This window comes from Micromonospora humi (assembly GCF_900090105.1).
Classification (GTDB): domain Bacteria; phylum Actinomycetota; class Actinomycetes; order Mycobacteriales; family Micromonosporaceae; genus Micromonospora; species Micromonospora humi.
Map to the genome: position 1 here is coordinate 36,163 of NZ_FMDM01000023.1, position 22,098 is coordinate 58,260.

The 22,098-nt window shown below is 73.2% G+C and carries 24 protein-coding genes; 9 read left to right on the forward strand and 15 right to left on the reverse strand.

Going from position 1 to position 22,098, the window contains the following annotated elements; all coding sequences use genetic code 11:
* The first annotated feature begins 11 nt into the window (after nt 1-11).
* From GA0070213_RS29390 to mug, 6 genes are all read left to right on the forward strand, one after another.
* Nucleotides 12-584: a TetR/AcrR family transcriptional regulator gene (locus GA0070213_RS29390; protein WP_091071831.1), complete on the forward strand. Its 573-nt coding sequence runs from the start codon at nt 12-14 to the stop codon at nt 582-584.
* Nucleotides 585-676: 92 nt separating this feature from the next.
* The gene (locus tag GA0070213_RS29395) at nt 677-1,603 is read left to right on the forward strand and encodes a TIGR04222 domain-containing membrane protein (protein WP_091071834.1); all 927 of its coding nucleotides are present in this window, start codon (nt 677-679) and stop codon (nt 1,601-1,603) included.
* Nucleotides 1,600-2,418 carry an MbnB/TglH/ChrH family RiPP precursor modification enzyme gene (locus GA0070213_RS29400; protein WP_091071933.1) on the forward strand — a complete coding sequence of 273 codons (819 nt, stop codon included), beginning with the start codon at nt 1,600-1,602 and terminating at the stop codon, nt 2,416-2,418. The genes GA0070213_RS29395 and GA0070213_RS29400 overlap by 4 nt, the downstream gene beginning before the upstream one ends.
* On the forward strand, nt 2,415-2,861 hold the full coding sequence (locus tag GA0070213_RS29405; RefSeq protein ID WP_091071837.1) for an SCO6045 C-terminal-like domain-containing protein: 447 nt from the start codon (nt 2,415-2,417) through the stop codon (nt 2,859-2,861). The genes GA0070213_RS29400 and GA0070213_RS29405 overlap by 4 nt, the downstream gene beginning before the upstream one ends.
* A 33-nt stretch (nt 2,862-2,894) precedes the next feature.
* On the forward strand, nt 2,895-3,656 hold the full coding sequence (locus tag GA0070213_RS29410) for an SDR family oxidoreductase (protein ID WP_091071840.1): 762 nt from the start codon (nt 2,895-2,897) through the stop codon (nt 3,654-3,656).
* Between the two features lie 58 nt (nt 3,657-3,714).
* Complete coding sequence (gene mug, locus GA0070213_RS29415) at nt 3,715-4,335, forward strand: G/U mismatch-specific DNA glycosylase (protein ID WP_091071935.1); 621 nt, start codon at nt 3,715-3,717, stop codon at nt 4,333-4,335.
* Nucleotides 4,336-4,354: 19 nt separating this feature from the next.
* On the opposite strand, the gene GA0070213_RS29420 is transcribed toward mug, so the two are convergent.
* The 3 genes from GA0070213_RS29420 to GA0070213_RS29430 all read right to left on the reverse strand — a co-directional run bounded on the left by GA0070213_RS29420 (nt 4,355) and on the right by GA0070213_RS29430 (nt 7,496).
* Nucleotides 4,355-6,337: an ABC transporter ATP-binding protein gene (locus GA0070213_RS29420; RefSeq protein WP_175441556.1), complete on the reverse strand. Its 1,983-nt coding sequence runs from the start codon at nt 6,335-6,337 to the stop codon at nt 4,355-4,357.
* 117 nt (nt 6,338-6,454) lie between these two features.
* Entirely contained in the window at nt 6,455-7,222 is a 768-nt protein-coding gene (locus GA0070213_RS29425; protein WP_091071844.1) for an enoyl-CoA hydratase/isomerase family protein, read from the reverse strand.
* Nucleotides 7,223-7,268: 46 nt separating this feature from the next.
* Nucleotides 7,269-7,496, reverse strand: coding sequence for a helix-turn-helix domain-containing protein (locus GA0070213_RS29430; protein ID WP_007072022.1), 228 nt, complete (start codon nt 7,494-7,496; stop codon nt 7,269-7,271).
* A 182-nt stretch (nt 7,497-7,678) separates the two neighbouring features.
* On the opposite strand from GA0070213_RS29430, the gene GA0070213_RS29435 reads away from it, so the two are divergent.
* Nucleotides 7,679-8,284, forward strand: coding sequence for a cadmium resistance transporter (locus GA0070213_RS29435; protein ID WP_245716611.1), 606 nt, complete (start codon nt 7,679-7,681; stop codon nt 8,282-8,284).
* Between the two features lie 105 nt (nt 8,285-8,389).
* Here the strand turns inward: GA0070213_RS29435 and GA0070213_RS29440 are convergent, their stop codons facing one another.
* On the reverse strand, nt 8,390-9,997 hold the full coding sequence (locus tag GA0070213_RS29440) for an ABC-F family ATP-binding cassette domain-containing protein (protein ID WP_091071849.1): 1,608 nt from the start codon (nt 9,995-9,997) through the stop codon (nt 8,390-8,392).
* Between the two features lie 246 nt (nt 9,998-10,243).
* On the opposite strand from GA0070213_RS29440, the gene ypfJ reads away from it, so the two are divergent.
* Nucleotides 10,244-11,167 carry a KPN_02809 family neutral zinc metallopeptidase gene (ypfJ, locus tag GA0070213_RS29445; protein ID WP_091071852.1) on the forward strand — a complete coding sequence of 308 codons (924 nt, stop codon included), beginning with the start codon at nt 10,244-10,246 and terminating at the stop codon, nt 11,165-11,167.
* 72 nt (nt 11,168-11,239) lie between these two features.
* On the opposite strand, the gene GA0070213_RS29450 is transcribed toward ypfJ, so the two are convergent.
* The 11 genes from GA0070213_RS29450 to GA0070213_RS29500 form a co-directional block, all read right to left on the reverse strand.
* Nucleotides 11,240-12,454, reverse strand: coding sequence for an RCC1 domain-containing protein (locus GA0070213_RS29450; protein ID WP_091071855.1), 1,215 nt, complete (start codon nt 12,452-12,454; stop codon nt 11,240-11,242).
* A gap of 166 nt (nt 12,455-12,620) precedes the next feature.
* Nucleotides 12,621-13,259, reverse strand: a complete 639-nt coding sequence (locus tag GA0070213_RS29455) for an acVLRF1 family peptidyl-tRNA hydrolase (protein ID WP_091071857.1) — start codon at nt 13,257-13,259, stop codon at nt 12,621-12,623.
* 18 nt (nt 13,260-13,277) lie between these two features.
* Nucleotides 13,278-13,910, reverse strand: a complete 633-nt coding sequence (locus GA0070213_RS29460) for a LysE family transporter (protein ID WP_091071859.1) — start codon at nt 13,908-13,910, stop codon at nt 13,278-13,280.
* Nucleotides 13,911-14,275: 365 nt separating this feature from the next.
* Complete coding sequence (locus GA0070213_RS29465) at nt 14,276-14,677, reverse strand: metal-sulfur cluster assembly factor (protein WP_091071861.1); 402 nt, start codon at nt 14,675-14,677, stop codon at nt 14,276-14,278.
* Between the two features lie 17 nt (nt 14,678-14,694).
* On the reverse strand, nt 14,695-15,168 hold the full coding sequence (gene sufU, locus GA0070213_RS29470; protein ID WP_091071864.1) for a Fe-S cluster assembly sulfur transfer protein SufU: 474 nt from the start codon (nt 15,166-15,168) through the stop codon (nt 14,695-14,697).
* Nucleotides 15,168-16,478, reverse strand: a complete 1,311-nt coding sequence (locus GA0070213_RS29475; protein WP_091071866.1) for a cysteine desulfurase — start codon at nt 16,476-16,478, stop codon at nt 15,168-15,170. The genes sufU and GA0070213_RS29475 overlap by 1 nt, the downstream gene beginning before the upstream one ends.
* An 8-nt stretch (nt 16,479-16,486) precedes the next feature.
* Nucleotides 16,487-17,260, reverse strand: coding sequence for a Fe-S cluster assembly ATPase SufC (gene sufC / locus GA0070213_RS29480; protein WP_091071869.1), 774 nt, complete (start codon nt 17,258-17,260; stop codon nt 16,487-16,489).
* Nucleotides 17,260-17,586 carry a non-heme iron oxygenase ferredoxin subunit gene (locus GA0070213_RS29485; RefSeq protein ID WP_091071871.1) on the reverse strand — a complete coding sequence of 109 codons (327 nt, stop codon included), beginning with the start codon at nt 17,584-17,586 and terminating at the stop codon, nt 17,260-17,262. Before GA0070213_RS29485 ends, sufC begins: the two co-directional genes overlap by 1 nt.
* On the reverse strand, nt 17,586-18,731 hold the full coding sequence (gene sufD / locus GA0070213_RS29490; RefSeq protein ID WP_091071873.1) for a Fe-S cluster assembly protein SufD: 1,146 nt from the start codon (nt 18,729-18,731) through the stop codon (nt 17,586-17,588). The genes GA0070213_RS29485 and sufD overlap by 1 nt, the downstream gene beginning before the upstream one ends.
* 88 nt (nt 18,732-18,819) lie before the next feature.
* Nucleotides 18,820-20,250: a Fe-S cluster assembly protein SufB gene (sufB, locus tag GA0070213_RS29495; RefSeq protein WP_091071876.1), complete on the reverse strand. Its 1,431-nt coding sequence runs from the start codon at nt 20,248-20,250 to the stop codon at nt 18,820-18,822.
* Nucleotides 20,247-20,984 carry a helix-turn-helix transcriptional regulator gene (locus GA0070213_RS29500; RefSeq protein ID WP_425412876.1) on the reverse strand — a complete coding sequence of 246 codons (738 nt, stop codon included), beginning with the start codon at nt 20,982-20,984 and terminating at the stop codon, nt 20,247-20,249. Before GA0070213_RS29500 ends, sufB begins: the two co-directional genes overlap by 4 nt.
* A gap of 98 nt (nt 20,985-21,082) precedes the next feature.
* On the opposite strand from GA0070213_RS29500, the gene GA0070213_RS29505 reads away from it, so the two are divergent.
* Nucleotides 21,083-22,045, forward strand: a complete 963-nt coding sequence (locus GA0070213_RS29505) for a COX15/CtaA family protein (RefSeq protein ID WP_175441552.1) — start codon at nt 21,083-21,085, stop codon at nt 22,043-22,045.
* The last annotated feature ends 53 nt before the right edge of the window (nt 22,046-22,098 follow it).

Consider the following 22,098-nt stretch of genomic DNA (forward strand, 5'->3'; position numbering starts at 1 on the left):
ACGATCGTGCCGTGCCCAGAGTAAGTCAGGACCAGCTCGACGCGCGCCGGCAGGAGATCCTCACCGCGGCCCGGGCGTGTTTCGCCCGGCACGGCTACGAGGGCGCCACCGTGCGACGGCTGGAGGAGGCCACCGGCCTCTCCCGGGGCGCGATCTTCCACCACTTCCGCGACAAGGACTCGCTCTTCCTCGCGGTGGCCGAGGACGACGCCGCCGCCATGGTGGAGACCGTCGCCCGCAACGGCCTCGTCCAGGTGATGCGGGACCTGCTGGCCCGCGCCGTCTCGCCGGACACCACCGGCTGGCTCGGCAGCCAGCTCGAGGTCTCCCGCCGGCTGCGCACCGACCCGGCGTTCGCCAAGCGCTGGTCCGAGCGTTCGGCGGCCATCGCCGAGGCGACCCGGGAACGCCTGCTCCGCCAGCGCGAGGCCGGGGTGCTCCGCGACGACGTGCCGATCGACGTGCTCGCCCAGTTCCTGGAACTGGCCTACGACGGGCTGGTGCTGCACCTGGCGATGGGCCGGCCCGCCGGTGACCTCGCCCGCGTGCTCGACCTGGTCGAGGAGGCCGTCCGCCGGCACTGAGTCTCGGTCCGGTAACTGCCCCCGCCGAGGAGATCAACGCTGGCGCACCTGCTCCACAATGGGCCGCGACCCCCTCGCGACAGGAGCAGACCATGACCGTCCTCGCGGCCGACACCTGGGGCGTACCCGGCCCCGTCTTCCTGCGCTGGTACCTCGTCGCGGCCGTCGTCCTGGTCGTCGGCACGGCCGTCCACCGGTTCCGCGCCCTGGCCGGCACCGCCGTGACCGATCACGGCGCGCTCGGGCCACAGCAGGTCGCGTACCTCAACGGGGGTGACCAGCTCGCGGTCTGGACCTCGCTCGGCGGGCTGCGCCGGGCCGGCGCGGTCGGCGCGCACCCGGACCGGCGGCTGGCCCCCGGCGGGCCGTTGCCGGCCGGCGTCACCCCGCTCGACCAGGCCGTCCACCACGCCGCCAACCGTGGCCTGCGCACCCGCGAGCTGGCCGGCGACGAGTGGGTCCGACGGGCGCTGGACGAGCTGCGCGACGGGCTGGTCCGCCGGGGCCTGGCCCTGGACCCGGAACGCCGTCGCACGCTGCGGCGCGGGGCCACACTGCTCGGCCTGCTGCTGGCGCTCGGCGTCGTGCGCGCCTTCGTCGGCCTGACCAACGGCCGGCCCGCCGGCTTCCTGCTCCTCGCCCTGTTCCCGCTCTTCGTCGCGTTCATCCTGCTCAACCGCGTGCCGTGGCGCACCCGGGCGGCCACCGCCGCGCTGCGCGACCTGCGCCGCCGGCACGCCTGGCTGCGCCCCACCGCCGCCCCCGCGTACGCCACCTACGGCCCGTCGGACGCGGCCCTGGGCGTGGCGCTGTTCGGCACCGCCACGCTCTGGACCATGGACCCGGGTTTCGCGGAGCAGGCCGAGATCCAGCGCCAGGCGATGGGCACCGCCGGCAGCTCGGGCACCTCGTGCGGTGGTGGCGGCAGCTCCTGCTCCGGGGGCGGTTCCTCCTGCGGCGGCGGCAGCTCCTGCGGCGGTGGCGGCGGGTGCGGGGGTGGCGGCGGGTGCGGCGGATGAGCGGCCCGTCCGGCGTCGGCATCGGCTGGCGCCCCGAGATCGCCGGCTTCGTGGCCGGGCTGCCGGGGCTGCGCTTCGTCGAGGTGGTCGCGGAAGGGGTGAACCCGGCCGGGCCGCTGCCCGACGGCCTGGCCGAGCTGCGCGAACGCGGCGTCACCGTCGTACCCCACGGGGTGCGGCTCTCGCTCGGCGGCGCGGAACCGGTCGACCCGCACCGGGTGGCGCACCTGGCCGGGGTGGCCGAGGCGCTGGCGGCGCCGCTGGTCAGCGAGCACATCGCGTTCGTGCGGGCCGGCGGGCTGGAGGCCGGTCACCTGCTGCCGCTGCCGCGCAGCCGGGAGGCGGTGGCCACGGTGGTCGCCAACGTGCGGCGGGCGCAGGCGGAGCTACCGGTGCCGCTGGCGCTGGAGCCGATCGCGGCGCTCTTCGACTGGCCCGACGACGAGCTGGACGAGGCCGACTTCCTCACCGAGATCCTCGACGCCACCGGGGCGCGGCTGCTGCTCGACGTCGCGAACGTGCACGCCAACGCCCGCAACCGGGGTGGCGATGCCACCGCGCTGCTGGACCGGCTCCCGCTGGAGCGGATCGCCTACGTCCACGTGGCCGGCGGCGCCGAGGCCGGCGGGTTCTACCACGACACGCACACCGACCCGGTCCCCACCGAGGTGCTCGACCTGGTCCGGGAGCTGTGCGCCCGGCGGCGACCGCCGGCGCTGCTGCTGGAACGCGACGGCCACTACCCGCCCGCCGCCGAGCTGCGCGGCGAGCTGGACGCGCTGTCCGCCGCCTCCGGCCATCCGGTGGTCACGTGAGCGGCGACCTGGCTGCCCGGCAGGCCGAGCTGGTCGCGGCGCTGGTGGCCGGCGGTCCGCTGCCGCCCGGCTTCGCCCCGGCGCCGGTCGACGCGGCCCGCCGGGCGCTGCTGCGCAAGCGGGCCGGCGACGTGGCCCGGCACTGGCCGCTACTCGCCGCCGGCCTCGGCGCCGACTGGCCGACGGTGTTCACCGACTGGGCGGACGGTCGCCCCACCAACGGATCGCTGCGTGACGGCTGGGACCTGGCCCGTGAGCTGCGCACCCGGGACATGTTGCCGCCGCTGGGCGCGGAGGAGCTGGCCGTGCGCGAGGCCGCGAGCCGCTACGACGGCCGCGCCGCGCCCCGGCCACGCCGCCTGCCGGCGCTCGCCCGCACCGGCGGCGCCGTCGCGGTCCAGCTCGCCGGCCGGGTACGCCTGCTTCGGCCCGCCCCGCGCTGACAGCAACCCCTCGGGTACGGCAGGATCGGGCGCATGGATCTCGGACTCGCCGACCGGGTGTACGTGCTCACCGGCGCCTCCGGCGGCCTCGGCTTCGCCACCGCCGAGCAGCTCGTCGCCGACGGCGCCCGGGTGGTGATCGCCGCCCGGGCCCCGGAACGGGTGGCCGCCGCCGTCGAGGCGCTCGGCGACCCGGCGCGGGCCATCGGGCTGACCGCCGACCTCGCCGACCCCGGCACCCCGGCCCGCCTCGTCGCCGCGGCGCGTGAGCACTTCGGCCGCCTCGACGGCGCGCTGATCTCGGTCGGCGGCCCGCCCCGCGGCACCGCCGCCGAGATCACCGACGAGCAGTGGCGGGAGTCGTTCGAGACGGTCTTCCTGGGCAGCGTCCGGGTCGCCCGCACGGTGGCCGGCGCGCTCACCGACGGCGGCGCGATCGGCCTGGTGCTGTCCACCTCGGCGCGCGCCCCGCTGGCCGGCCTCGGCATCTCCAACGGCCTACGCCCGGGCCTGGCCGGCGTGGCGAAGGACCTGGCCGACGAGTACGGCCCGCGTGGCGTGCGGGTGCTGAGCCTGCTCCCCGGGCGGATCATGACCGACCGCAACCGGGACCTGCTGGCCGCCACCGGTGACGCCGACCGCGCCCGCGCCGAGGCGGAGGCGGCCATCCCGCTGGGTCGCATCGGCGACCCGGCCGAGTTCGGCCGGGTGGCGGCGTTCCTGCTCTCCCCCGCCGCCGGCTACGTCACCGGGGTGACCGTGCCGGTCGACGGCGGCGCGCTGCGCGGCCTGTGACGGCCGCCGTGGTGTGCTCTCGGCCGCCGACGACCACCCGGCCCGCTGCGGGGTCGCGGTGAACGACCGACGCCGGCCCGCGGGCGGGCGACCCGAGACGGCCACCGGTCCGGGCGTGCCGGCCCGCCGTCATCCCCGACCCAGCCGGGAGCAGCTCGCCGCCGCGGCCGACCGCCTGCTGCCCGACGTGATCGCGCCCGGGCTGGACGTGCTCTTCGTCGGCATCAACCCGGGCCTGTGGTCGGCGGCCACCGGCTGGCACTTCGCCCGCCCCGGCAACCGGTTCTGGCCGGCGCTGCACCGGGGCGGGTTCACCCCGCGCCTGCTGCACCCCAGCGAACAGGACGAACTGCCCGCGCTCGGGCTGGGCATCACCAACATGGTGGCCCGGGCCAGCGCCCGCGCCGACGAGCTGACCGCCGAGGAACTGGTCGACGGCGCCCGGGTGCTGACCGGGAAGGTGGCGCAGCACCGGCCGCGGTGGGTGGCGGTGGTCGGGGTGACCGCCTACCGGATCGGGTTCGCCCGGCCGAAGGCCGGCTTCGGGCCGCAGCCGGAGACGCTCGGGCCGGCCCGGCTGTGGGTGCTGCCCAACCCGAGCGGGCTCAACGCGCACTTCACCCCGGAGACGCTCGGTGCCGCCTTCGGTGAGCTGCGCGCCGCCGTCGTCGCCGGTTGACCCGGGCCTCCCGCCGCTCCTAGTTGGCGGCGGCCGGGGGCATGGCCTCCTGGGCGACGTAGGTGCCCATCGGCACCGTGGTCACCACCGGCTCGGGCTGCTCCGGCCCGGCGTAGGGCGCCGGGGAGTCGGCCACCGCGAACTGCGTGCGGTAGAGCTCGGCGTAGAGACCGCCGACCGCCACAAGCTCCTCGTGCCGGCCGCGCTCGACGATCCGCCCCTCGTCGAGCACGAGGATCTGGTCGGCGTCGCGCACGGTGGAGAGCCGGTGCGCGATCACCAGCGCGGTACGCCCGGTCAGTGCCACCGACAACGCCCGCTGCACGGCCGCCTCGCTCTCCGAGTCGAGGTGCGCGGTGGCCTCGTCGAGGATCACGATCGACGGGGCCTTGAGCAGCAGCCGGGCGATGGCGATGCGTTGCTTCTCCCCGCCGGAGAAGCGGTAGCCGCGCTCCCCCACCGTGGTGTCGAGCCCGTCGGGCGTGGCCCGGACCAGGTCGGCGACCTGAGCGCCGGCCAGCGCGGCCCAGATCTCGTCGTCGGTGGCGTCGGGCTTGGCGTAGCGGAGGTTCTCCCGGATCGTCTCGTGGAACAGGTGCGAATCCTGGGTGACCACGCCGATCTCGTCGCGCAGCGAGGCGAGCGTCGCGTCGCGCACGTCGACGCCACCGACCAGCACCTGGCCGTCGCTGACGTCGTAGATCCGGGAGACCAGCATGGACAGCGTCGACTTGCCGGCGCCGGACGGGCCGACCAGGGCCACCATCTGGCCCGGCTCGACGGCGAACGAGACGCCCTTGAGCACCGGCTCGTTGACCGTGCGGTCGAGCGTAGCGACCTCTTCCAGCGATGCCAGCGACACCTCGGCGGCGCTCGGGTAGCGGAAGCGCACGTCGCGGAACTCGACCCGGCCGTTGCCCCGGGGCACCGGCACGGCGTCGGGCTTCTCCTCGATGCCGGGGCGCAGGTCGAGCACCTCGAAGACCCGGTCGAAGGAGACCAGCGCGCTCATCACGTCGACCCGGACGTTGGAGAGCGCGGTGAGCGGACCGTAGAGCCGGGTGAGCAGCAGCGCGAGCTTCACCACGGTGCCCGCGCTGACGGCGCCGGCGACGGCGAGCCAGCCGCCCAGCCCGTAGGTGAGCGCCTGGGCGAGCGAGGCCACCAGCAGCATCGCCACGAAGAAGGTGCGGGAGTACATGGCGGACTGGATGCCGATGTCGCGGACCCGTTCGGCCCGGGCGGCGAACCGGGTGGCCTCCACGTCCGGCTTGCCGAAGAGCTTGACCAGCAACGCGCCCGAGACGTTGAACCGCTCGGTCATGGTGGCGTTCATCTTGGCGTCGAGGTTGTAGGACTCGCGGGTGATCTCGGCGAGCCGCTTGCCCACCCGGCGGGCCGGGATGATGAAGATCGGCAGCAGCACCAGCGCCAGCACGGTGATCTGCCAGGAGAGCACCAGCATCGCCCCGGCGGTGAGCACGAGCTGGATGACGTTGCTGACCACCCCGGACAGCGTCGAGGTGAACGCCCGCTGGGCGCCGAGCACGTCGTTGTTGAGCCGGCTGACCAACGCGCCGGTCTGGGTGCGGGTGAAGAACTGCAGCGGCATCCGCTGGACGTGGTCGTAGACCCGGGTGCGCAGGTCGAGGATGATGCCCTCGCCGATGCGCGCCGAATACCACCGCTGGGCCAGCGAGAAGAGCGCGTCGGCCACGGCCAGCACCGCGATGATCACCGCGAGCCGGACCACGGTCTGGCGGGCCTCGGACCCACCGCCGGCGATCGCGTCGATCACGTCACCGGCGAGCAGCGGGGTGGCCACCCCGATCACCGCGGCCACGATCACGGTGACCAGGAAGACGACGATGTCGCGCCGGTAGGGCTGGGCGAAGGCGACGATCCGCCGGGCGGTGCCGCGCTTGAGCTGGTGCGCGGAGACCTCGTCGCGGTTGCGCAGGGACCGGAGCATGCTCCAGCCGCCCATGCCGCCGCCGGCCATGTGGTTGGACATCCGTCACCTCCGGGTCGTCGGGCAGCATGAACCGTCGGGTTCGATTCTCCCGACGCCTGTGACAACCTCGCGAGTAACCCGGATCTTCCCGAACGGTCCTTACTGCTATTCGCCCCGTCCGGCCAGGTCCCGGATTCGCCTCGTCTGCGCCTCGCGCTCGGCCCGCTGCTGCTCGGCGTGCGAGCGGCCGGCCGCGCCGGCGAGCAGCGCCTTGATCTCCACGATCGCGTCCCGGTTGTTGGCGAGCAGCCCGGCCGACAGGTCACCCACGGCGGCGTCCAGCTGGTCGTTCGGCACCACCAGGGTGGCCAGGCCGATCCGGTCGGCCTCGGCGGCGTCCATCCGGCGGCCGGTGGCGCAGATCTCCAGGGCCCGGGAGTAGCCGACCAGCTCGACCAGGCGGCGGGTGCCGGCCAGGTCGGGGACCAGGCCGAGGGTCACCTCGGCCATCGAGAGCTTGGCGTCCGCGGCGAGCACACGCATGTCGCAGGCGAGGGCGAGCTGGAAGCCGGCGCCGATGGCGTGCCCCTGCACCGCCGCGATCGAGATGACGTCCGGCCGGTGCAACCAGGTGAAGCCGTCCTGGTAGCCGGCGATCCGGTCGGCGCACTCGGCCTCCGGCAACGTGGCCAGCTCGGCGAAGGAGCCCGGCCCGGAGGCGCCGGCGACCGCCAGGTCCAGGCCGGCGGAGAAGGAGCGACCCTCGCCGCGCACGACGACGACCCGAACGTCACCGGGCAGGTCCCGGGAGAAGTCGCTCATGGCGCGCCACATGGCCGGGGTCTGGGCGTTGAGCACGTCGGGCCGGCACAACGTCACCGTCGCGACCGGCCCGTCGCAGTCGAGTCGTACTCCGGTCGTCTCGGCGGTCACCGGACCACCCGGAGCGCGACGCTGATGGACGACGCTGGGGGGCGGGTCACGCCTTCTTGCGGCGCCGGGCGCCGCCGCGCTGCCGCAGCTGCACCCCGGACTCGGTGAGCACCCGGTGGATGAATCCGTAGGAACGGCCCGTCGAGGCCGCCAGCGCACGGATGCTCTCACCCCCGGTGTACCGCTTTACCAGGTCTTTGGCGAGCGTCTGACGCTCGGCCCCGACGATCCGGCGACCCTTCTCAGTGCTGGTGGCTGTGCCGGTGGCTGCCATGCTGATTCCTCACGTCCCAGACTGTGCGGTTCGGATACGGTCCCACCTATTAGACCGCCTCGGACGATCATGCGCCAGATATCAACTATTCGCCAACCGACACGCTACGCAAAGTCAACTTCCCGATAGAGTGATCCTTCCGACCGTCTGATCCGTACCGGTCGGGTCGTATCGTGCCCCCGGTGACCGATCTGATCGCCGCCGCGGCCGGTGCCGCCGGCGTGTTCACCGCCACCAACCTCGACGACATCGTCGTGCTCACCGTGCTGTTCGTGGCGGCCCGGCGCAGCGGCCGGCCCCGGCCCTGGCAGATCGTCACCGGCCAGTACGCGGGCATCGGCGCGCTGGTCGCCGTCGCGGTGGTGGCCGCCGCCGGCCTGCTGGTGGTGCCCGACCCGTGGCCCGGCCTGCTCGGGCTGCTGCCGATCGCGCTCGGCGTCCGGGCGCTGCGGCGCCGGGACGCCGACGACGACGAACCGCCGGTGGTGGTCGGCACCCTGCTCGGCGTCGCCGGGGTGACGGTGGCCAACGGCGCCGACAACATCGCCGTCTACGTGCCGGTCTTCCGCACGCTCGACCCGGCCACCGGCCTGGTCTGGCTGCTGGTCTTCGCCGCCCTGGTGGCCGTCTGGTGCGTGGTCGCCGCCGCGCTCGGCGGCCACCCCCGGGTGGTGGCGCTGGTCGGCCGCGTCGGCCACTGGCTGGTGCCGGCCATCTTCATCGCCATCGGCGCGACAATCGTCCTCACCTCCGGCGTCCTCCCCCGCCTCGCCGCCCTCCTCCCCTGACGCCCCAACCCGGGCGAACCCCGTCGATCATGAGGTTGGCGGCGTAGTGGATCTCGCAAACTGCCGCCAACTTCATGATCGACGGGGCGGGGGCGCGGGGACGGGTCAGGCCAGCTCCACCAGTTCCAGGAGGTCGTCGGACCAGGCGTCCTCGTCGCCGTCGGGCAGCAGGATGGCGCGGTCCGGCTTGAGCGCGGTGACCGCGCCCGGGTCGTGGGTGACCAGCACGATCGCGCCCGGGTAGCGGGCGATCGCGTCGAGCACCTGCTCCCGGCTGACCGGGTCGAGGTTGTTCGTCGGCTCGTCCAGCAGCAGCACGTTGGCCCCCGAGCAGACCAGGGTGGCCAGCGCCAGCCGGGTCTTCTCGCCACCGGAGAGCACGCCGGCCGGCTTGTCCACGTCCTCGCCGGAGAAGAGGAACGCACCCAGGATCTTGCGCAGGTCGGTGTCGGTCTGGTCCGACGCGGCGCTGCGCATGTGATCCAGGATGGTCCGGTCCACGTCCAGCGTCTCGTGCTCCTGGGCGTAGTAGCCGAGCCGCAGGCCGTGCCCGGGGCGCACCTCGCCGGTGTCCGGCTCCAGCAGGCCGCCGAGCATCCGCAGCAGGGTGGTCTTGCCGGCGCCGTTGAGGCCGAGGATGGCCACCCGGGAGCCGCGGTCCACCGCGACGTTCACGTCGGTGAAGATCTCCAGCGACCCGTACGACTTGGAGAGGCCGGCCGCGGTCAGCGGCGTCTTGCCGCACGGTGCCGGGTTGGGGAAGCGGACCTTGGCCACCCGGTCGGCGACCCGGACCTCGTCGAGCCCGGAGAGCAGCCGCTCGGCACGGCGGGCCATGTTCTGCGCGGCGACGGTCTTGGTGGCCTTGGCCCGCATCTTGTCGGCCTGGGCCATCAGCGCGCCGGCCTTCTTCTCGGCGTTGGCCCGCTCCCGGCGGCGGCGGCGCTCGTCGGTCTCCCGCGCCTCCAGGTACGCCTTCCAGCCGAGGTTGTAGGTGTCGACCACGGACCGGGTGGCGTCCAGGAACCACACCTTGTTGACCACGGCCTCCAGCAGCGACGCGTCGTGGGAGATCACGATCAGGCCGCCCTTGTGGTTGCCGAGGAAGCCGCGCAGCCAGGTGATCGAGTCCGCGTCGAGGTGGTTGGTGGGCTCGTCGAGCAGCAGGATGCCGCCGCCGTTCTCGCCCGCGTCTCGGAACAGGATCCGGGCCAGCTCGATGCGCCGGCGCTGACCGCCGGAGAGCGTGCCGATGGTCTGCGCCAGAGCGCGGTCGGGCAGGCCGAGGTTGGCGCAGATCCGGGCCGCCTCGGCCTCCGCCGCGTAGCCGCCGAGCGAGGCGAACTGGTCCTCCAACGCGCCGTAGCGGCGGACCAGCCGCTCGTCGTCGGCGCCCTCGGCGAGCTTGTTCTCCAACTCCGTCATCTGGGCCATGAGCACGTCGAGGCCGCGCGCGGAGAGCACCCGGTCCCGCCCGGTGACCTCCAGGTCGCCGGTACGTGGATCCTGCGGCAGGTAGCCGATGGCGCTGCGTCGGTCGATCTGCCCGGCGTACGGCTGGCCCTCCCCGGCGAGCACCTTGAGGGTGGTGGTCTTGCCGGCGCCGTTGCGCCCGACCAGACCGATCCGGTCTCCCGGCTGCACCCGCAGGGTGGTGTCGGACAGCAGGATCCGGGAACCGGCGCGCAGTTCCAGGCCGGTGGCAGTGATCATTTCGGAGTACTCGCTCTCGGGTCCGGAAGGGCTGACTCAGGGCACGCGAAAGCGCCGGCGGGTCGTCTTCTCCCGTCGGCGCGGGGCCGTTCAGCCTTCGCAGCGCAGCACGGGTCAAGTGTACCGGGCGTGCCGTACCGCTCCCGCCGGATTACCGGACAAGATCATCGGGTACCGAATGCGCCGTCCGGACCCGGTCCGGTACCGCAACCACCACACACGGACATCTCGGCGATCGGGGTCAATATGGAGCTGAACGAGAACGCGCGGGTCGACACCAGCCAGGTGGACGACCGGCGAGGGTCCGGCGGAGGAGGAGGTGGGATGGGCATCCCCATCCCGGGCGGCGGCGGTGGCCGGGGCGGGCTCGTGAGCATCATCATCGCCGTGCTCGTCGCCCTGGTCGGCGGCGGATTCGGCCTCAACGCGGCCACCAACGGCGGCGGCGGGTCCGAGCAGGGCGACAACACCTCGCTGGAGCAGAAGTGCTCCGCGGAGGACGCGCTGAAGCAGCTCGACTGCCGCAACACGCTCTACGTCAACTCGATCCAGGCCTACTGGCGCACCGCCATGCCGGAGGTGTTCGGCGAGCAGTACCAGCCGTCCAAGACGGTGTTCTTCAGCCAGAACGTCACCACCGGCTGCGGCGCTGCCGACTCCGGGGTCGGCCCGTTCTACTGCCCGGCCGACGACCTGGTCTACATCGACCTCACGTTCTACAAGCTGCTGGCCGACCAGCTCGGCGCCGAGGGTGAGTTCGCCCAGCCGTACGTGCTGGCCCACGAGTACGGCCACCACGTGCAGGACCTGCTCGGCACCGAGGCGGAGATGCGCCGACAGCAGCAGCGCGACCCGCAGAACGCCAACGCGCTCTCGGTGAAGCTGGAGCTGCAGGCCGACTGCTACGCCGGCGCCTGGGCCAAGAACGCCACCGGCACCGCCGACGACAAGGGCCAGAAGATCTTCAAGAGCATCACCGACCAGGACATCCAGCAGGCCATCGACACCGCCGAGAAGATCGGCGACGACGCCATCCAGCAGCGGTCCGGCCGGCCGGTGAACCCGGACGAGTTCACCCACGGCAGCTCCGAGCAGCGCAAGCAGTGGTTCACCAAGGGCTTCTCCACCGGCGACCCGAAGGCCTGCGACACCTTCGGCGCCGGCAAGTAGGGCGCGGCGGCCTCCCGGGCCGCCGGCCGCGCCGCTGGGACGTCCAGCGACGCGGCCGGCGGCCCGATCGCGTCAGGGCAGGATCACCTGGGCCGGGGTGGGCCGCTGGACGGTGGTGCCGTCACCCAACTGCCCGCCGCTGTTGTCGCCCCAGCACCACAGGCCGCCGTCGGTCCGGATCCCGCAGCCGTGATCGGCCACGGCGAGACCACCGGTCCAGGTGGTGGCCGTGCCGACCTGGACCGGCGCGGACCGGTGGGTGGTGGTGCCGTCGCCCACCTGTCCGGACGCGTTCTTGCCCCAGCACCACAGGCTGCCGTCGGTACGCGACGCACACGACGCGTCACCGCTCGCGGCCACCCGGCTCCAGGTGGTGGCGGTGCCGACCTGGACCGGCGTGGTCCGGTAGCTGCCGCTCACAGCGAGCTGCCCGTAGCCGTTCTCCCCCCAGCACCACAGCGCGCCGGAGCGGATGCCGCAGGTGTGCGCGTACCCGGCCGTGACGGCGGACCAGTCGGCTGCGGTGCCGACCTGCGCCGGCGTCGTCTGCGACCCCAGGGTGCCGAGGCCGAGCTGCCCGTCCGAGCTGAGACCCCAGCACCACAGCGTGCCGTCGGTGCGCACCGCGCAGGTGTGCGCGAAGCCGGTCGAGACGCTCGCCCAGTTGCTCGCCGTGCCGACCCGCAGCGGGGTGGTCGCGACGTACGGGTCGTCGCCGACGCCCAACTGTGCGGTCCGGTTGAACCCCCAGCACCAGAGCGTGCCGTCGGTGCGCACGGCACAGGTGTGCGCGGGCCCGGCGCTGACCCTGGCCCAGGTGGTGGCGGCGCCGACCTGCACCGGCACGCTCCGGCTGGTGGTGGTGCCGTCGCCGAGCTGGCCCCGGAAGTTCGAGCCCCAGCACCACAGCGTGCCGTCGGTCCGGACCCCGCAGGTGTGCCCGGAGCCGCCGTCGACGGCGGTCCAGGTGGCGGCGCCGATCCGCGCCGGGGTGCTCCGGTTCGTGGTGGTGCCGTCGCCGAGCTGGCCGCCGTAGTTGGAGCCCCAACACCACAGTCCCCCGTCGGCGCTGATCGCGCACGTGTGCGCGCCGCCGGTGGTGACGCTGGTGACGGCCGGGGCCGCGAGCGCGACGCGCTGCGCCGGGCCGACCCCAGCGGTCGCCGGTCCCGCCGTCAGCGCGGCGGTGAGCACGACGCTTCCGGTGCACAGCGCCGCCGCGGCGGCGAGAAGCCTCGTCGCACGGCGCCACCGGGTTCGCAGCCGTCCGTCCTGATGTCCGCTCATGGAATTGTTCTCTCCCAACGATGTCGGTGCCTGGGTGGCGGAGGCGAAGCTGCCCCGGTGGGTCGCCCGGAGACCCACCGCTTCACCGCACCGACCCTATGCATCGATTCGATTCGATGCACCTCCGACGAGGGGGAATGACCGGCTTCAGGTGATCTTTTCCCGTTCAGCGGACCAGGATGTGGACCGCGCGGGCGGCGGCGACGGCCGCGACCAGCACGGCGTGCCGGGGTTCCGGCACGTCCAGCAGGCGCTCCGCGCGCACCGCCGCGAGCGGCGCCAGCCGCCGGTCGGCCAGCACCGTGTCCACCGCCCGCCGGTCACCGCCGCAGACCAGCGCCGCGAGCGTGCCGGCCGCCGGCAACAGCAGGCGTACGGCGAGATCGGCGGCATCACCCAGGGCCGCCCTCGCCTGGTTGTCGCGCCGCCGGGCGAACCGCTGCTGGGACCAGCCGCCCGCGGCGGTGCGCCCCTGCACGTACCGGGTGTCCACCTTGGAGGTCACCAGCTCGGTGCCGTCGACCACGCCGACCGCCACCGCGCCCTTACGGGCCAACAGCAGGCCGAGCCGGCGGGGCGCGGCCACGGCGCCGGCGAACGCCGGCAGGTCCGGCGCGGGGCGCGCGCCGGGCGGCGTGTGCAACTCGGCGGTGGCGCCGTCCGGGGCGGTGAGCAGCAACCCGTACCCCAGGGCGGTGGTGGTGGGCGGGCCGTGCCGGTCGGCGAAGCCCTCCACCCAGCGGGTGACGCGGGCCGGGTCGACCTCGACCCACCGGCCGCCCCCGGCTGCGGGTCGGCTACTCATGGCACGACGGTACGCGGTTCAGCCGGACAGCAGGGTGGCGGCCGCGAGGCCGGCGATCAACCCGCTCGACACCAGGCCGGTCACCAGGCGCCCGCGCGGGCCGGCCAGCACCCGGCCCACCACCGAACCGCCGCCGGCCACCAGCAGCTGCCAGCTCGCCGAGGCCAGGAACGCGCCGGTCACGAACCACGCGGCGGTGGCCGGATCCGGGTCGGCGGCGTCGCGGCGGCCGAGCACCAGCGCGGCGAAGTAGAGCACCGTCGCCGGGTTGAGCAGGGTCAACCCGAGCAACGCGGCGTACGCCCGGCCCGGGGTGTGCCGGCCGCGACCGCCCGGCGCCTCGGCGACCCGCCCGACCCGACGGCCGGACCAGGCACGCCACAGGCCGTGCGCGGCGATGCCGAGCAGCACCAGCGCGGCGACCACCCGCAGCGGCCCGGAGACCGGGGCGAGGACGCGGGCCAGCCCGGCGCCGCCCAGCGCGGCGACCGTGGCGTAGAGCCCGTCGGCGGTGGCCACGGCGAGCGCCGCGGCCGCACCGACCCGGAATCCGTTGCGTGCGCTGAGCCCGAGGATGAGGACCGCGATCGCGCCGACCGGGATCGCGACGCCGTAGCCGGCGACCAGCCCGGCCAGGAACGCGCCGGTCACGACGGCGGGCGGCGGGTCGAGGCGGCCGGCAGCGCGCGCTGTCGACGCGCGGCGGTGGCCGCACGGACAGGAACCTGCTTGGGGTACGCCTCGATCACCCGCCCATCCTGCGCGCCGCCCCACTCCCCCGCCACCCGATTTCCCCGCTCCCGCCCCCGCACCGCCCGCGCCCGGCCCGCTCCCCCCGCCGCTCGGCTCGCTGTCGCCCGCCGCGCCCGCTCCGCGTCGGCGGTCCGCCGGCTGCTGGACGGTGGGCGTGTCGCGCCTGGTGTTCTTCCGCCGCACGACACGGAGAGTGATCGACAACGCGTCGGGCGCGCCACCCCGGAGGGGGTGACGCGCCCGCGACGGCGACCGGGAGATCGTCAGACGTTGAAGCCGAGCGAGCGGAGCTGGTCGCGCCCCTCGTCGGTGATCTTGTCGGGGCCCCACGGCGGCAGCCAGACCCAGTTGATCCGGATGTCGTTCACCAGGCCGCCGCCCGGCCCGGTGGTCAGCGCCTGCCGGGCCTGGTCCTCGATCACGTCGGTCAGCGGGCAGGCCGCCGAGGTCAGCGTCATGTCCAGCGTGGCGACGTTCTCGTCGTCCACGTGCACCCCGTACACCAGACCGAGGTCGACCACGTTGATGCCCAGCTCGGGGTCGACGACGTCCTTCATCGCCTCCTCGATGTCGCCGACGGCGGCCTTGCCGCCGGCCGGCGTGGCCGGGCTGTCCGTCGCCACCGCGCCGGCCTCCGGCGTCGTGGTGGTCTCGTCCTCGCTCATGCCGCCCCCTCGCTCGCTCATGCCTTCACCTCGGGGCTCACGCCCACACCGGCGCGTGCCGCGGCGTCCTTGAACGCCATCCACGACAACAGCGCGCACTTGACCCGGGCCGGGTAGCGCGCGACACCCGCGAACGCCACCCCGTCTCCGAGTACGTCCTCGTCCGGCGTGACCTGGCCACGCCCGGACATCAACTCGACGAACGCCTCATGCACCACCGCGGCGTCACCCGCGGCCCGGCCGCGCAGCAGCTCGTGCAGGATGCTCGCCGACGCCTGGCTGATCGAGCAGCCCATCCCGTCGTACGAGATGTCGGTGAACACCGTGCCGTCGGTCGCCACCCGCACGGTGATCTCGTCGCCGCAGGTCGGGTTGACGTGGTGCGCCTCGCCGACCCGGGCCGCCGGGTCCGTCGCGTCCCGCAGGCCGCGTCCGTGCGGGTGCCGGTAGTGGTCCAGGATGATCTCCTGGTAAAGAGAATCAGGATGCATCACGCGAACACCTTCCGCACCTGGTCCAGGCCCGCCACCAGGGCGTCGATCTCCGCCGTGGTGGTGTAGAGGTAGAACGACGCCCGCGTCATCGCCGGCACCCCGAAGCGGGCGCACACCGGCTTGGCGCAGTGGTGCCCCACCCGCACCTGCACGCCGAGCGAGTCGAGCACCTGCCCGACGTCGTGCGGGTGCACGTCGCCGAGGGCGAACGAGATCGTCCCGCCCCGGCCGACCGGCACGGACGGGCCGAAGATCCGCAACCCTGGCACGGTGGCGAGGGCGTCCAGCGCGTACGCCGTCAGCTCCTTCTCGTGCCACTGGATCGCCCGCATCCCGACCCCGGTGAGGTAGTCCACCGCCGCGCCGAGCGCGACCGCCTCGGCGATCGGCGGCGTGCCCGCCTCGAACCGGGCCGGCGGCGCGGCGAACGTGGTGCGCGCCATCGTCACCGTCTCGATCATCGAGCCGCCGCCCATCACCGGCGGCATCGCGGCGAGCAGCTCACCCCGGCCCCAGAGCACGCCGATGCCGGTCGGACCGCACATCTTGTGCCCGGTGAAGACGATGAAGTCGGCGTCCAGGTCGACCACGTCGATCGGCTGGTGCGGCACCGACTGGGAGCAGTCGAGCAGCAGCAGCGCACCGACCTGGCGGACCCGCTCGGTGATCCGCGCGGTGGCGTTGACCGTGCCGAGGATGTTCGACGTGTGCACCAGCGAAACGATCTTGGTGCGCTCGGTGACCAGGTCGTCCAGGCCCGACTCGTCCAACCGGCCGCCGTCGGTGACCGGGAACCAGCGCAGCGTCGCGCCGGTGCGCTCGGCGAGCAGCTGCCACGGGACGATGTTCGAGTGGTGCTCCATCTCGGAGATCACGATCTCGTCGCCGGGCCCGAGCCGGAACCGCTCGTCGGCGTCCGCGCGCAGCGAGGCGTTGGAGAACGCGTACGCCACCACGTTGATCGCCTCGGTGGAGTTCTTGGTGAACACCACCTCGTCCACGCTCGGCGCGTTGAGGAACGCGGCGATCTTCGCCCGCGCGCCCTCGTACGCCTCGGTCGCCTCGGTGCCCAGCGTGTGCACCGAGCGCGACACGTTGGCGTTGTGCCGCGCGTAGTGCTCGGTGAGCACGTCGAGCACCTGCCGCGGCTTGTGCGAGGTGTTGGCGCTGTCCAGGTAGACCAGCGGGTGACCGTTGACCTCCCGGTCCAGGATCGGGAAGTCGGCCCGCACCGCCGCCACGTCGAAGCGCGGCACGTCGTCGTACTGCGGCATGCCCGCCGGGATCGCGATGGAGGAGGAGGTCATGTCGAGTCTCAGGCCCGCGCCGCGCCGGCCCCGGCGACGTACCGCTCGTAGCCCTCTTCCTCGAGCTTGTCGGCCAGCTCGCGGCCGCCCTGCTCGACGATCCGCCCGGCCACGAAGACGTGCACGAAGTCCGGCTTGATGTAGCGCAGGATCCGGGTGTAGTGGGTGATCAGCAGCATCCCGGTGTCGCCGGTGTCGCGGACCCGGTTCACGCCCTCGCTGACCACGCGCAGCGCGTCCACGTCGAGGCCGGAGTCGGTCTCGTCGAGGATGGCGATCTTCGGCTTGAGCAGCTCCAGCTGCACGATCTCGTGCCGCTTCTTCTCGCCGCCGGAGAAGCCCTCGTTGACGTTGCGCTGGGCGAACGCCGGGTCCATCTGGAGCTTCTCCATGGCCCCGCGCAGCTCGCCGGCCCAGGTGCGCAGCTTCGGCGCCTCACCGTCGATGGCGGTCTTGGCGGTACGCAGGAAGTTGGCCACCGACACGCCGGGGACCTCGACCGGGTACTGCATGGCCAGGAAGAGACCGGCGCGGGCGCGCTCGTCGACGGACATGGAGAGCACGTCCTCGCCGTCGAGGGTCACCTCGCCGCCGGTGATCTCGTACTTGGGGTGGCCGGCGATCGAGTAGGCCAGCGTGGACTTGCCGGAGCCGTTCGGGCCCATGATCGCGTGCGTCTCACCGGAGCGCACGGTCAGGTCGACCCCGTGCAGGATCGGCTTGAGCTCACCCTCGGGCAGCTTGACCGACACCTTCAGGTCGCGGATCTCCAGGGTGCTCATTATCGCGTCACTCCATTGCTCGGCGTCATGCTGACGTAGATCTCGCCGTCGCGGACTTCGACGGGGTAGACGGGTACGGGTTCGGTCGCGGGCAGCCCGGTCGGCTCACCGGTACGCAGGTCGAAACGGGATCCGTGCAGCCAACATTCCAGCGTGCAGCCCTCGACCTCGCCCTCGGAGAGCGCCACGGCGGCGTGCGAGCACTCGTCGCGGACGGCGTAGAACGCGTCGTCCTCGCCGTGCACGATCGCCACCTGCACGCCGTCCACGTCGGCGCTGATCGCGGCGCCCTTCGGCACGTCCTCGGTCGAACAGATCCTGATCATCAGGCGCCGGCCTTGGTGAGGCGCGCCTCGATCGCGTCGCCGAGCCGCTCGCGCAGGTCCTCGACCGGGATCTTGTTGATCAGCTCGGCGAAGAAGCCCCGCACCACCAGGCGTCGGGCCTCGCCCTCCGGGATCCCCCGGGCCATCAGGTAGAACAACTGCTCGTCGTCGAACCGGCCGGTGGCGCTGGCGTGCCCGGCGCCGGCGATCTCGCCGGTCTCGATCTCCAGGTTCGGCACCGAGTCGGCCCGGGCGCCGTCGCTGAGCAGCAGGTTCCGGTTGATCTCGTACGTGTCGGTGCCGGTCGCCTCGGCCCCGATCAGCACGTCGCCGACCCAGACCGTGTGCGCGTCGTCGCCCTGCAGCGCGCCGCGGTAGCCGACGTTGCTGCGGCAGTCCGGCACCGTGTGGTCGACCAGCTGCCGGTGCTCCAGGTGCTGGCCGGAGTCGGCGAAGTAGAGGCCGTACAGCTCGGCCTCGCCGCCGCGCTGGGTGTATTCCACCGTGGTGTGCTGCCGGACCAGGTCGCCGCCGAGGCTCACCTGCACGTGGATGATCTTGGCGTCCCGACCCAGCTTCACCTTCAGGTGCTGCGCCTGCACCGCGTCGTCGGCCCAGTCGGCGACCGTGACCAGGGTCAGCTTCGCGCCGTCCGCCACCGCCACCTCGACGTTGTCGGCGAGCGTGGCCGAGCCGACGTGCTCCAGCACCACCGTCACCTCGGCGAACCGGCCCACCTCGACGAACGTGTGGCCGAACGCCAGCGCCCCGGCGTCCTCGCCGACCGCCCGCAGGCGCACCGGCGCGTCCACCACGGCGTCGCGGGCGACCTGCACCAGCAGCGCGCCGTCGGCGCCGCCGTAGGCCAGCGCGCTGACCCGGTCGAACGGGGTGAGCACGCTGCCCACCCGGGGGTCGTCGCGGCCGATCCGGCCGACGGTGACGCCCTCCGGCACGTCGGCGTACTCGTGCCGGACCGTGCCGCGCGACGTCCCGGAGCCGTCACCGGTCAGGCCACGGAGGCGCTTGAGCGGGGTGAACCGCCACTCCTCCTCCAGCCCGGTCAGGGCCGGGAAGTCGGCGACGTCGTACGAGCGGAGCGCCTGCGACTTGGTCGTGGGCGGCGCGGAAGCCTGGGTAGTCATCTCTTCCTTGGTCTGTCTGGTCCGTGACGACGTGGTCTTGCTGACGCGGCGGGCCAGGGTTCCGGCCCGCCGCGCGGGAACGGCGGCGTCAGCCGACCGCGCCCTCCATCTGCAGCTCGATCAGGCGGTTGAGCTCCAGCGCGTATTCCATCGGGAGCTCCTTGGCGATCGGCTCGATGAAGCCGCGCACGATCATCGCCATCGCCTCGTCCTCGCTCAGGCCCCGGCTCATCAGGTAGAAGAGCTGGTCGTCACTGACCTTGGAGACGGTCGCCTCGTGCCCCATCGACACGTCGTCCTCGCGGATGTCGACGTACGGGTAGGTGTCGGAGCGGGAGATGGTGTCGACCAGCAGCGCGTCGCACTTGACCGTGCTGCGGCTGCTGTGCGAACCCTCCAGCACCTGCACCAGACCGCGGTAGGACGTGCGGCCGCCGCCCCGGGCGATCGACTTCGACACGATGGTCGAGGAGGTGTGCGGCGCCGCGTGCACCATCTTGGCGCCGGCGTCCTGGTGCTGGCCCTCGCCGGCCATGGCCACCGAGAGCACCTCGCCCTTGGCGTGCTCGCCGGTCATGTAGACCGCCGGGTACTTCATGGTGACCTTGGAGCCGATGTTGCCGTCGACCCACTCCATGGTCGCGCCCTCGTGGCACACGGCGCGCTTGGTGACCAGGTTGTAGACGTTGTTCGACCAGTTCTGGATGGTCGTGTAGCGGCAGCGCGCGTTCTTCTTGACCACGATCTCCACGACCGCGCTGTGCAGCGAGTCGGAGGAGTAGAGCGGCGCGGTGCAGCCCTCGACGTAGTGCACGTACGCGCCCTCGTCGACGATGATCAGCGTCCGCTCGAACTGGCCCATGTTCTCGGTGTTGATCCGGAAGTAGGCCTGCAGCGGGATCTCCACGTGCACGCCCTTCGGCACGTAGATGAACGAGCCGCCGGACCAGACGGAGGTGTTCAACGCGGCGAACTTGTTGTCGCCGACCGGGATCACCGTGCCGAAGTATTCCTTGAAGATGTCCTCGTGCTCGCGCAGCGCGGTGTCGGTGTCGAGGAAGACGACGCCCTGCTCCTCGAGGTCCTCACGGATCTTGTGGTAGACGACCTCGGACTCGTACTGCGCCGCGACGCCGGCGACCAGCCGCTGCTTCTCCGCCTCGGGGATGCCCAGCCGGTCGTAGGTGTTCTTGATGTCCTCCGGCAGGTCCTCCCAGCTGGTGGCCTGCTTCTCGGTGGACCGGACGAAGTACTTGATGTTGTCGAAGTCGATCCCGGTGAGGTCGGCCCCCCAGGCCGGCATCGGCTTGCGGCCGAACAGCCGCAGGCCCTTCAGGCGCAGGTCGAGCATCCAGGCCGGCTCGTTCTTCTTGGCCGAGATGTCCCGCACCACCGCCTCGTTGATGCCGCGCTGGGCGGACGACCCGGCGACGTCCGGGTCGGACCAGCCGTACTCGTAACGACCGAGGGCGGCGAGCTGCTCCTCCTGGGTCAGGGGCTGGACGATCTGCTCGGTCATCTATCTGTCCTCACAGTGGTGACGGTGGAACCGGACTGGGCGGGAATGTGCGTGGTGCACACGCCGTCGCCGTGCGCGATGGTGGCCAGGCGCTGCACGTGGGTGCCGACCAGGCGGGAGATCACCGCGGTCTCGGCCTCGCACAGCTGGGGAAACTCGGCGGCCACGTGCGCCACCGGGCAGTGGTGCTGGCAGAGCTGGCCGCCGGAGGCGATCGTGGACGCGTTGGCAGCGTAACCCTCGGCGGTCAACGCCCCGGCGAGCGCCTCGGCCCGCGCGAGCGGGGCGTCGCCGGCGTCCTCCATGGCGGCCCGGCAGCGGTTCTCCAGCGCGGCGACCTGGTCGGCCGCGAACTCCGCCACCGCCTCGGCGCCACCGGTGCGGGCGATCCACCGCAGCGCGGCGGTGGCCATGTTGTCGTAGTGGTGGGTGCCGCAACGCACCCGGGCCGCCTCGGTCAGCACGAAGACCTTGGCCGGCCGGCCCCGCCCCCGGCTGCCCCGCACGGCCTGCTCGCGGGCGACCACGTCACCGTCGGCGAGCATCGCGTCGAGGTGCCGGCGGATCGCGGCCGGGCTGAGGCCCAGCGCCGAGCCGAGCTGCGCGGCGGTGGTAGCGCCCCGCTCCAGCAGCAACTGGGTGACCCGATCCCGGGTCGGCGGGTCGGCAGGCACCGTCGCGCCGGCGACCGTACTGGTCACCGACCCTTCGGACAGCGCTGCCACGTTTTTCACAACGGCAACGTTACGTAATTCGCGCGGGGCCCGCAAACCCGGGGTCCGGTGATCCCGACCACCGGGGTGGCCGAGTCACCCGATCGGGATCAACTACGGTGCGTAGGATTCGCTTCGTGAAGCGTTCCGTCCGGTTCCCGGTCTCCCCCACGCTGCTGCGCCGCCTCGCGCTCACCTCGATCATCGCGAACGTGGCGATCGTGGTCACCGGCGGGGCCGTCCGGCTCACCGCCTCCGGTCTCGGCTGCCCCACCTGGCCCCGGTGCACCGACGAGTCCTACACCACCACGTCCGAGATGGGCGTGCACGGGGTGATCGAGTTCGGCAACCGGCTGCTCACGTTCGCGGTGGGGATCATCGCGCTCGCCGTGGTGCTGGCCGTGCTGACCCAGCGCCCGCGCCGCCGAGGGCTGCTGCCGTTGGCCGTGGGCGTGCTGCTCGGCATCCCGGCGCAGGCGGTCCTCGGCGGGATCACCGTGCTCACCAACCTCAACCCGTGGGTGGTCGGGCTGCACTTCCTCGCCTCGATGGTGGTGATCGCGGTCGCGTACGCGCTCTGGCGGCGCACCGTCGAGCCGGACGGGCCGGTGACGCCGACCGTGCCGGCGCCGCTGCGTACCCTCGCCCGGCTCACGACCGTGGTCAGCGCGGCCGTGCTGGTGGTCGGCACCTGGGTGACCGGCAGCGGCCCGCACGCCGGCGACCAGGGCGCGGCCCGCAACGGCCTGGACCCGGCGGCGATCTCCCAGGTGCACGCGGACGGCGTCTTCCTGCTGATCGGCCTCTCGGTGGCGCTGTACTTCGCGTTCCGCGCGGTCGGCGCGGCGCGCGCCGCGCGGGCCGCCGGGGTGCTGCTCGCGGTCGAGCTGGGCCAGGGCCTGATCGGCTTCGTCCAGTACTTCACCCACCTGCCGGCGGCGCTGGTCGCCGCGCACATGCTCGGCTCCTGCCTGGTGCTGCTGGCCACGCTGGGGGTGCTCTGGAGCACGCGGGAGCGCCACCCGGCGACGAGGGCGACCCCGGCCGCGCAGGCCGCCGAGCCGGTGGGCGCCACCGCCTGAGCCGGGCGTTACCGCACGGCGGGAGCGGGAATGCGGGCCGGACGACGGACCGT

Bases quoted from the DNA above. Each gene is read 5' to 3' on its own strand.
- GA0070213_RS29450 (WP_091071855.1), bottom strand. From the start codon at position 12,454: ATGAGCGGACATCAGGACGGACGGCTGCGAACCCGGTGGCGCCGTGCG.
- GA0070213_RS29400 (WP_091071933.1), top strand. From the start codon at position 1,600: ATGAGCGGCCCGTCCGGCGTCGGCATCGGCTGGCGCCCCGAGATCGCC.
- sufB (WP_091071876.1), bottom strand. From the start codon at position 20,250: ATGACCGAGCAGATCGTCCAGCCCCTGACCCAGGAGGAGCAGCTCGCC.
- GA0070213_RS29395 (WP_091071834.1), top strand. From the start codon at position 677: ATGACCGTCCTCGCGGCCGACACCTGGGGCGTACCCGGCCCCGTCTTC.
- GA0070213_RS29485 (WP_091071871.1), bottom strand. From the start codon at position 17,586: ATGATCAGGATCTGTTCGACCGAGGACGTGCCGAAGGGCGCCGCGATC.
- GA0070213_RS29410 (WP_091071840.1), top strand. From the start codon at position 2,895: ATGGATCTCGGACTCGCCGACCGGGTGTACGTGCTCACCGGCGCCTCC.
- GA0070213_RS29465 (WP_091071861.1), bottom strand. From the start codon at position 14,677: ATGAGCGAGGACGAGACCACCACGACGCCGGAGGCCGGCGCGGTGGCG.
- GA0070213_RS29440 (WP_091071849.1), bottom strand. From the start codon at position 9,997: ATGATCACTGCCACCGGCCTGGAACTGCGCGCCGGTTCCCGGATCCTG.
- sufU (WP_091071864.1), bottom strand. From the start codon at position 15,168: ATGCATCCTGATTCTCTTTACCAGGAGATCATCCTGGACCACTACCGG.
- GA0070213_RS29455 (WP_091071857.1), bottom strand. From the start codon at position 13,259: ATGAGTAGCCGACCCGCAGCCGGGGGCGGCCGGTGGGTCGAGGTCGAC.
- sufD (WP_091071873.1), bottom strand. From the start codon at position 18,731: ATGACTACCCAGGCTTCCGCGCCGCCCACGACCAAGTCGCAGGCGCTC.
- GA0070213_RS29430 (WP_007072022.1), bottom strand. From the start codon at position 7,496: ATGGCAGCCACCGGCACAGCCACCAGCACTGAGAAGGGTCGCCGGATC.
- ypfJ (WP_091071852.1), top strand. From the start codon at position 10,244: ATGGAGCTGAACGAGAACGCGCGGGTCGACACCAGCCAGGTGGACGAC.
- sufC (WP_091071869.1), bottom strand. From the start codon at position 17,260: ATGAGCACCCTGGAGATCCGCGACCTGAAGGTGTCGGTCAAGCTGCCC.
- GA0070213_RS29475 (WP_091071866.1), bottom strand. From the start codon at position 16,478: ATGACCTCCTCCTCCATCGCGATCCCGGCGGGCATGCCGCAGTACGAC.
- GA0070213_RS29420 (WP_175441556.1), bottom strand. From the start codon at position 6,337: ATGGCCGGCGGCGGCATGGGCGGCTGGAGCATGCTCCGGTCCCTGCGC.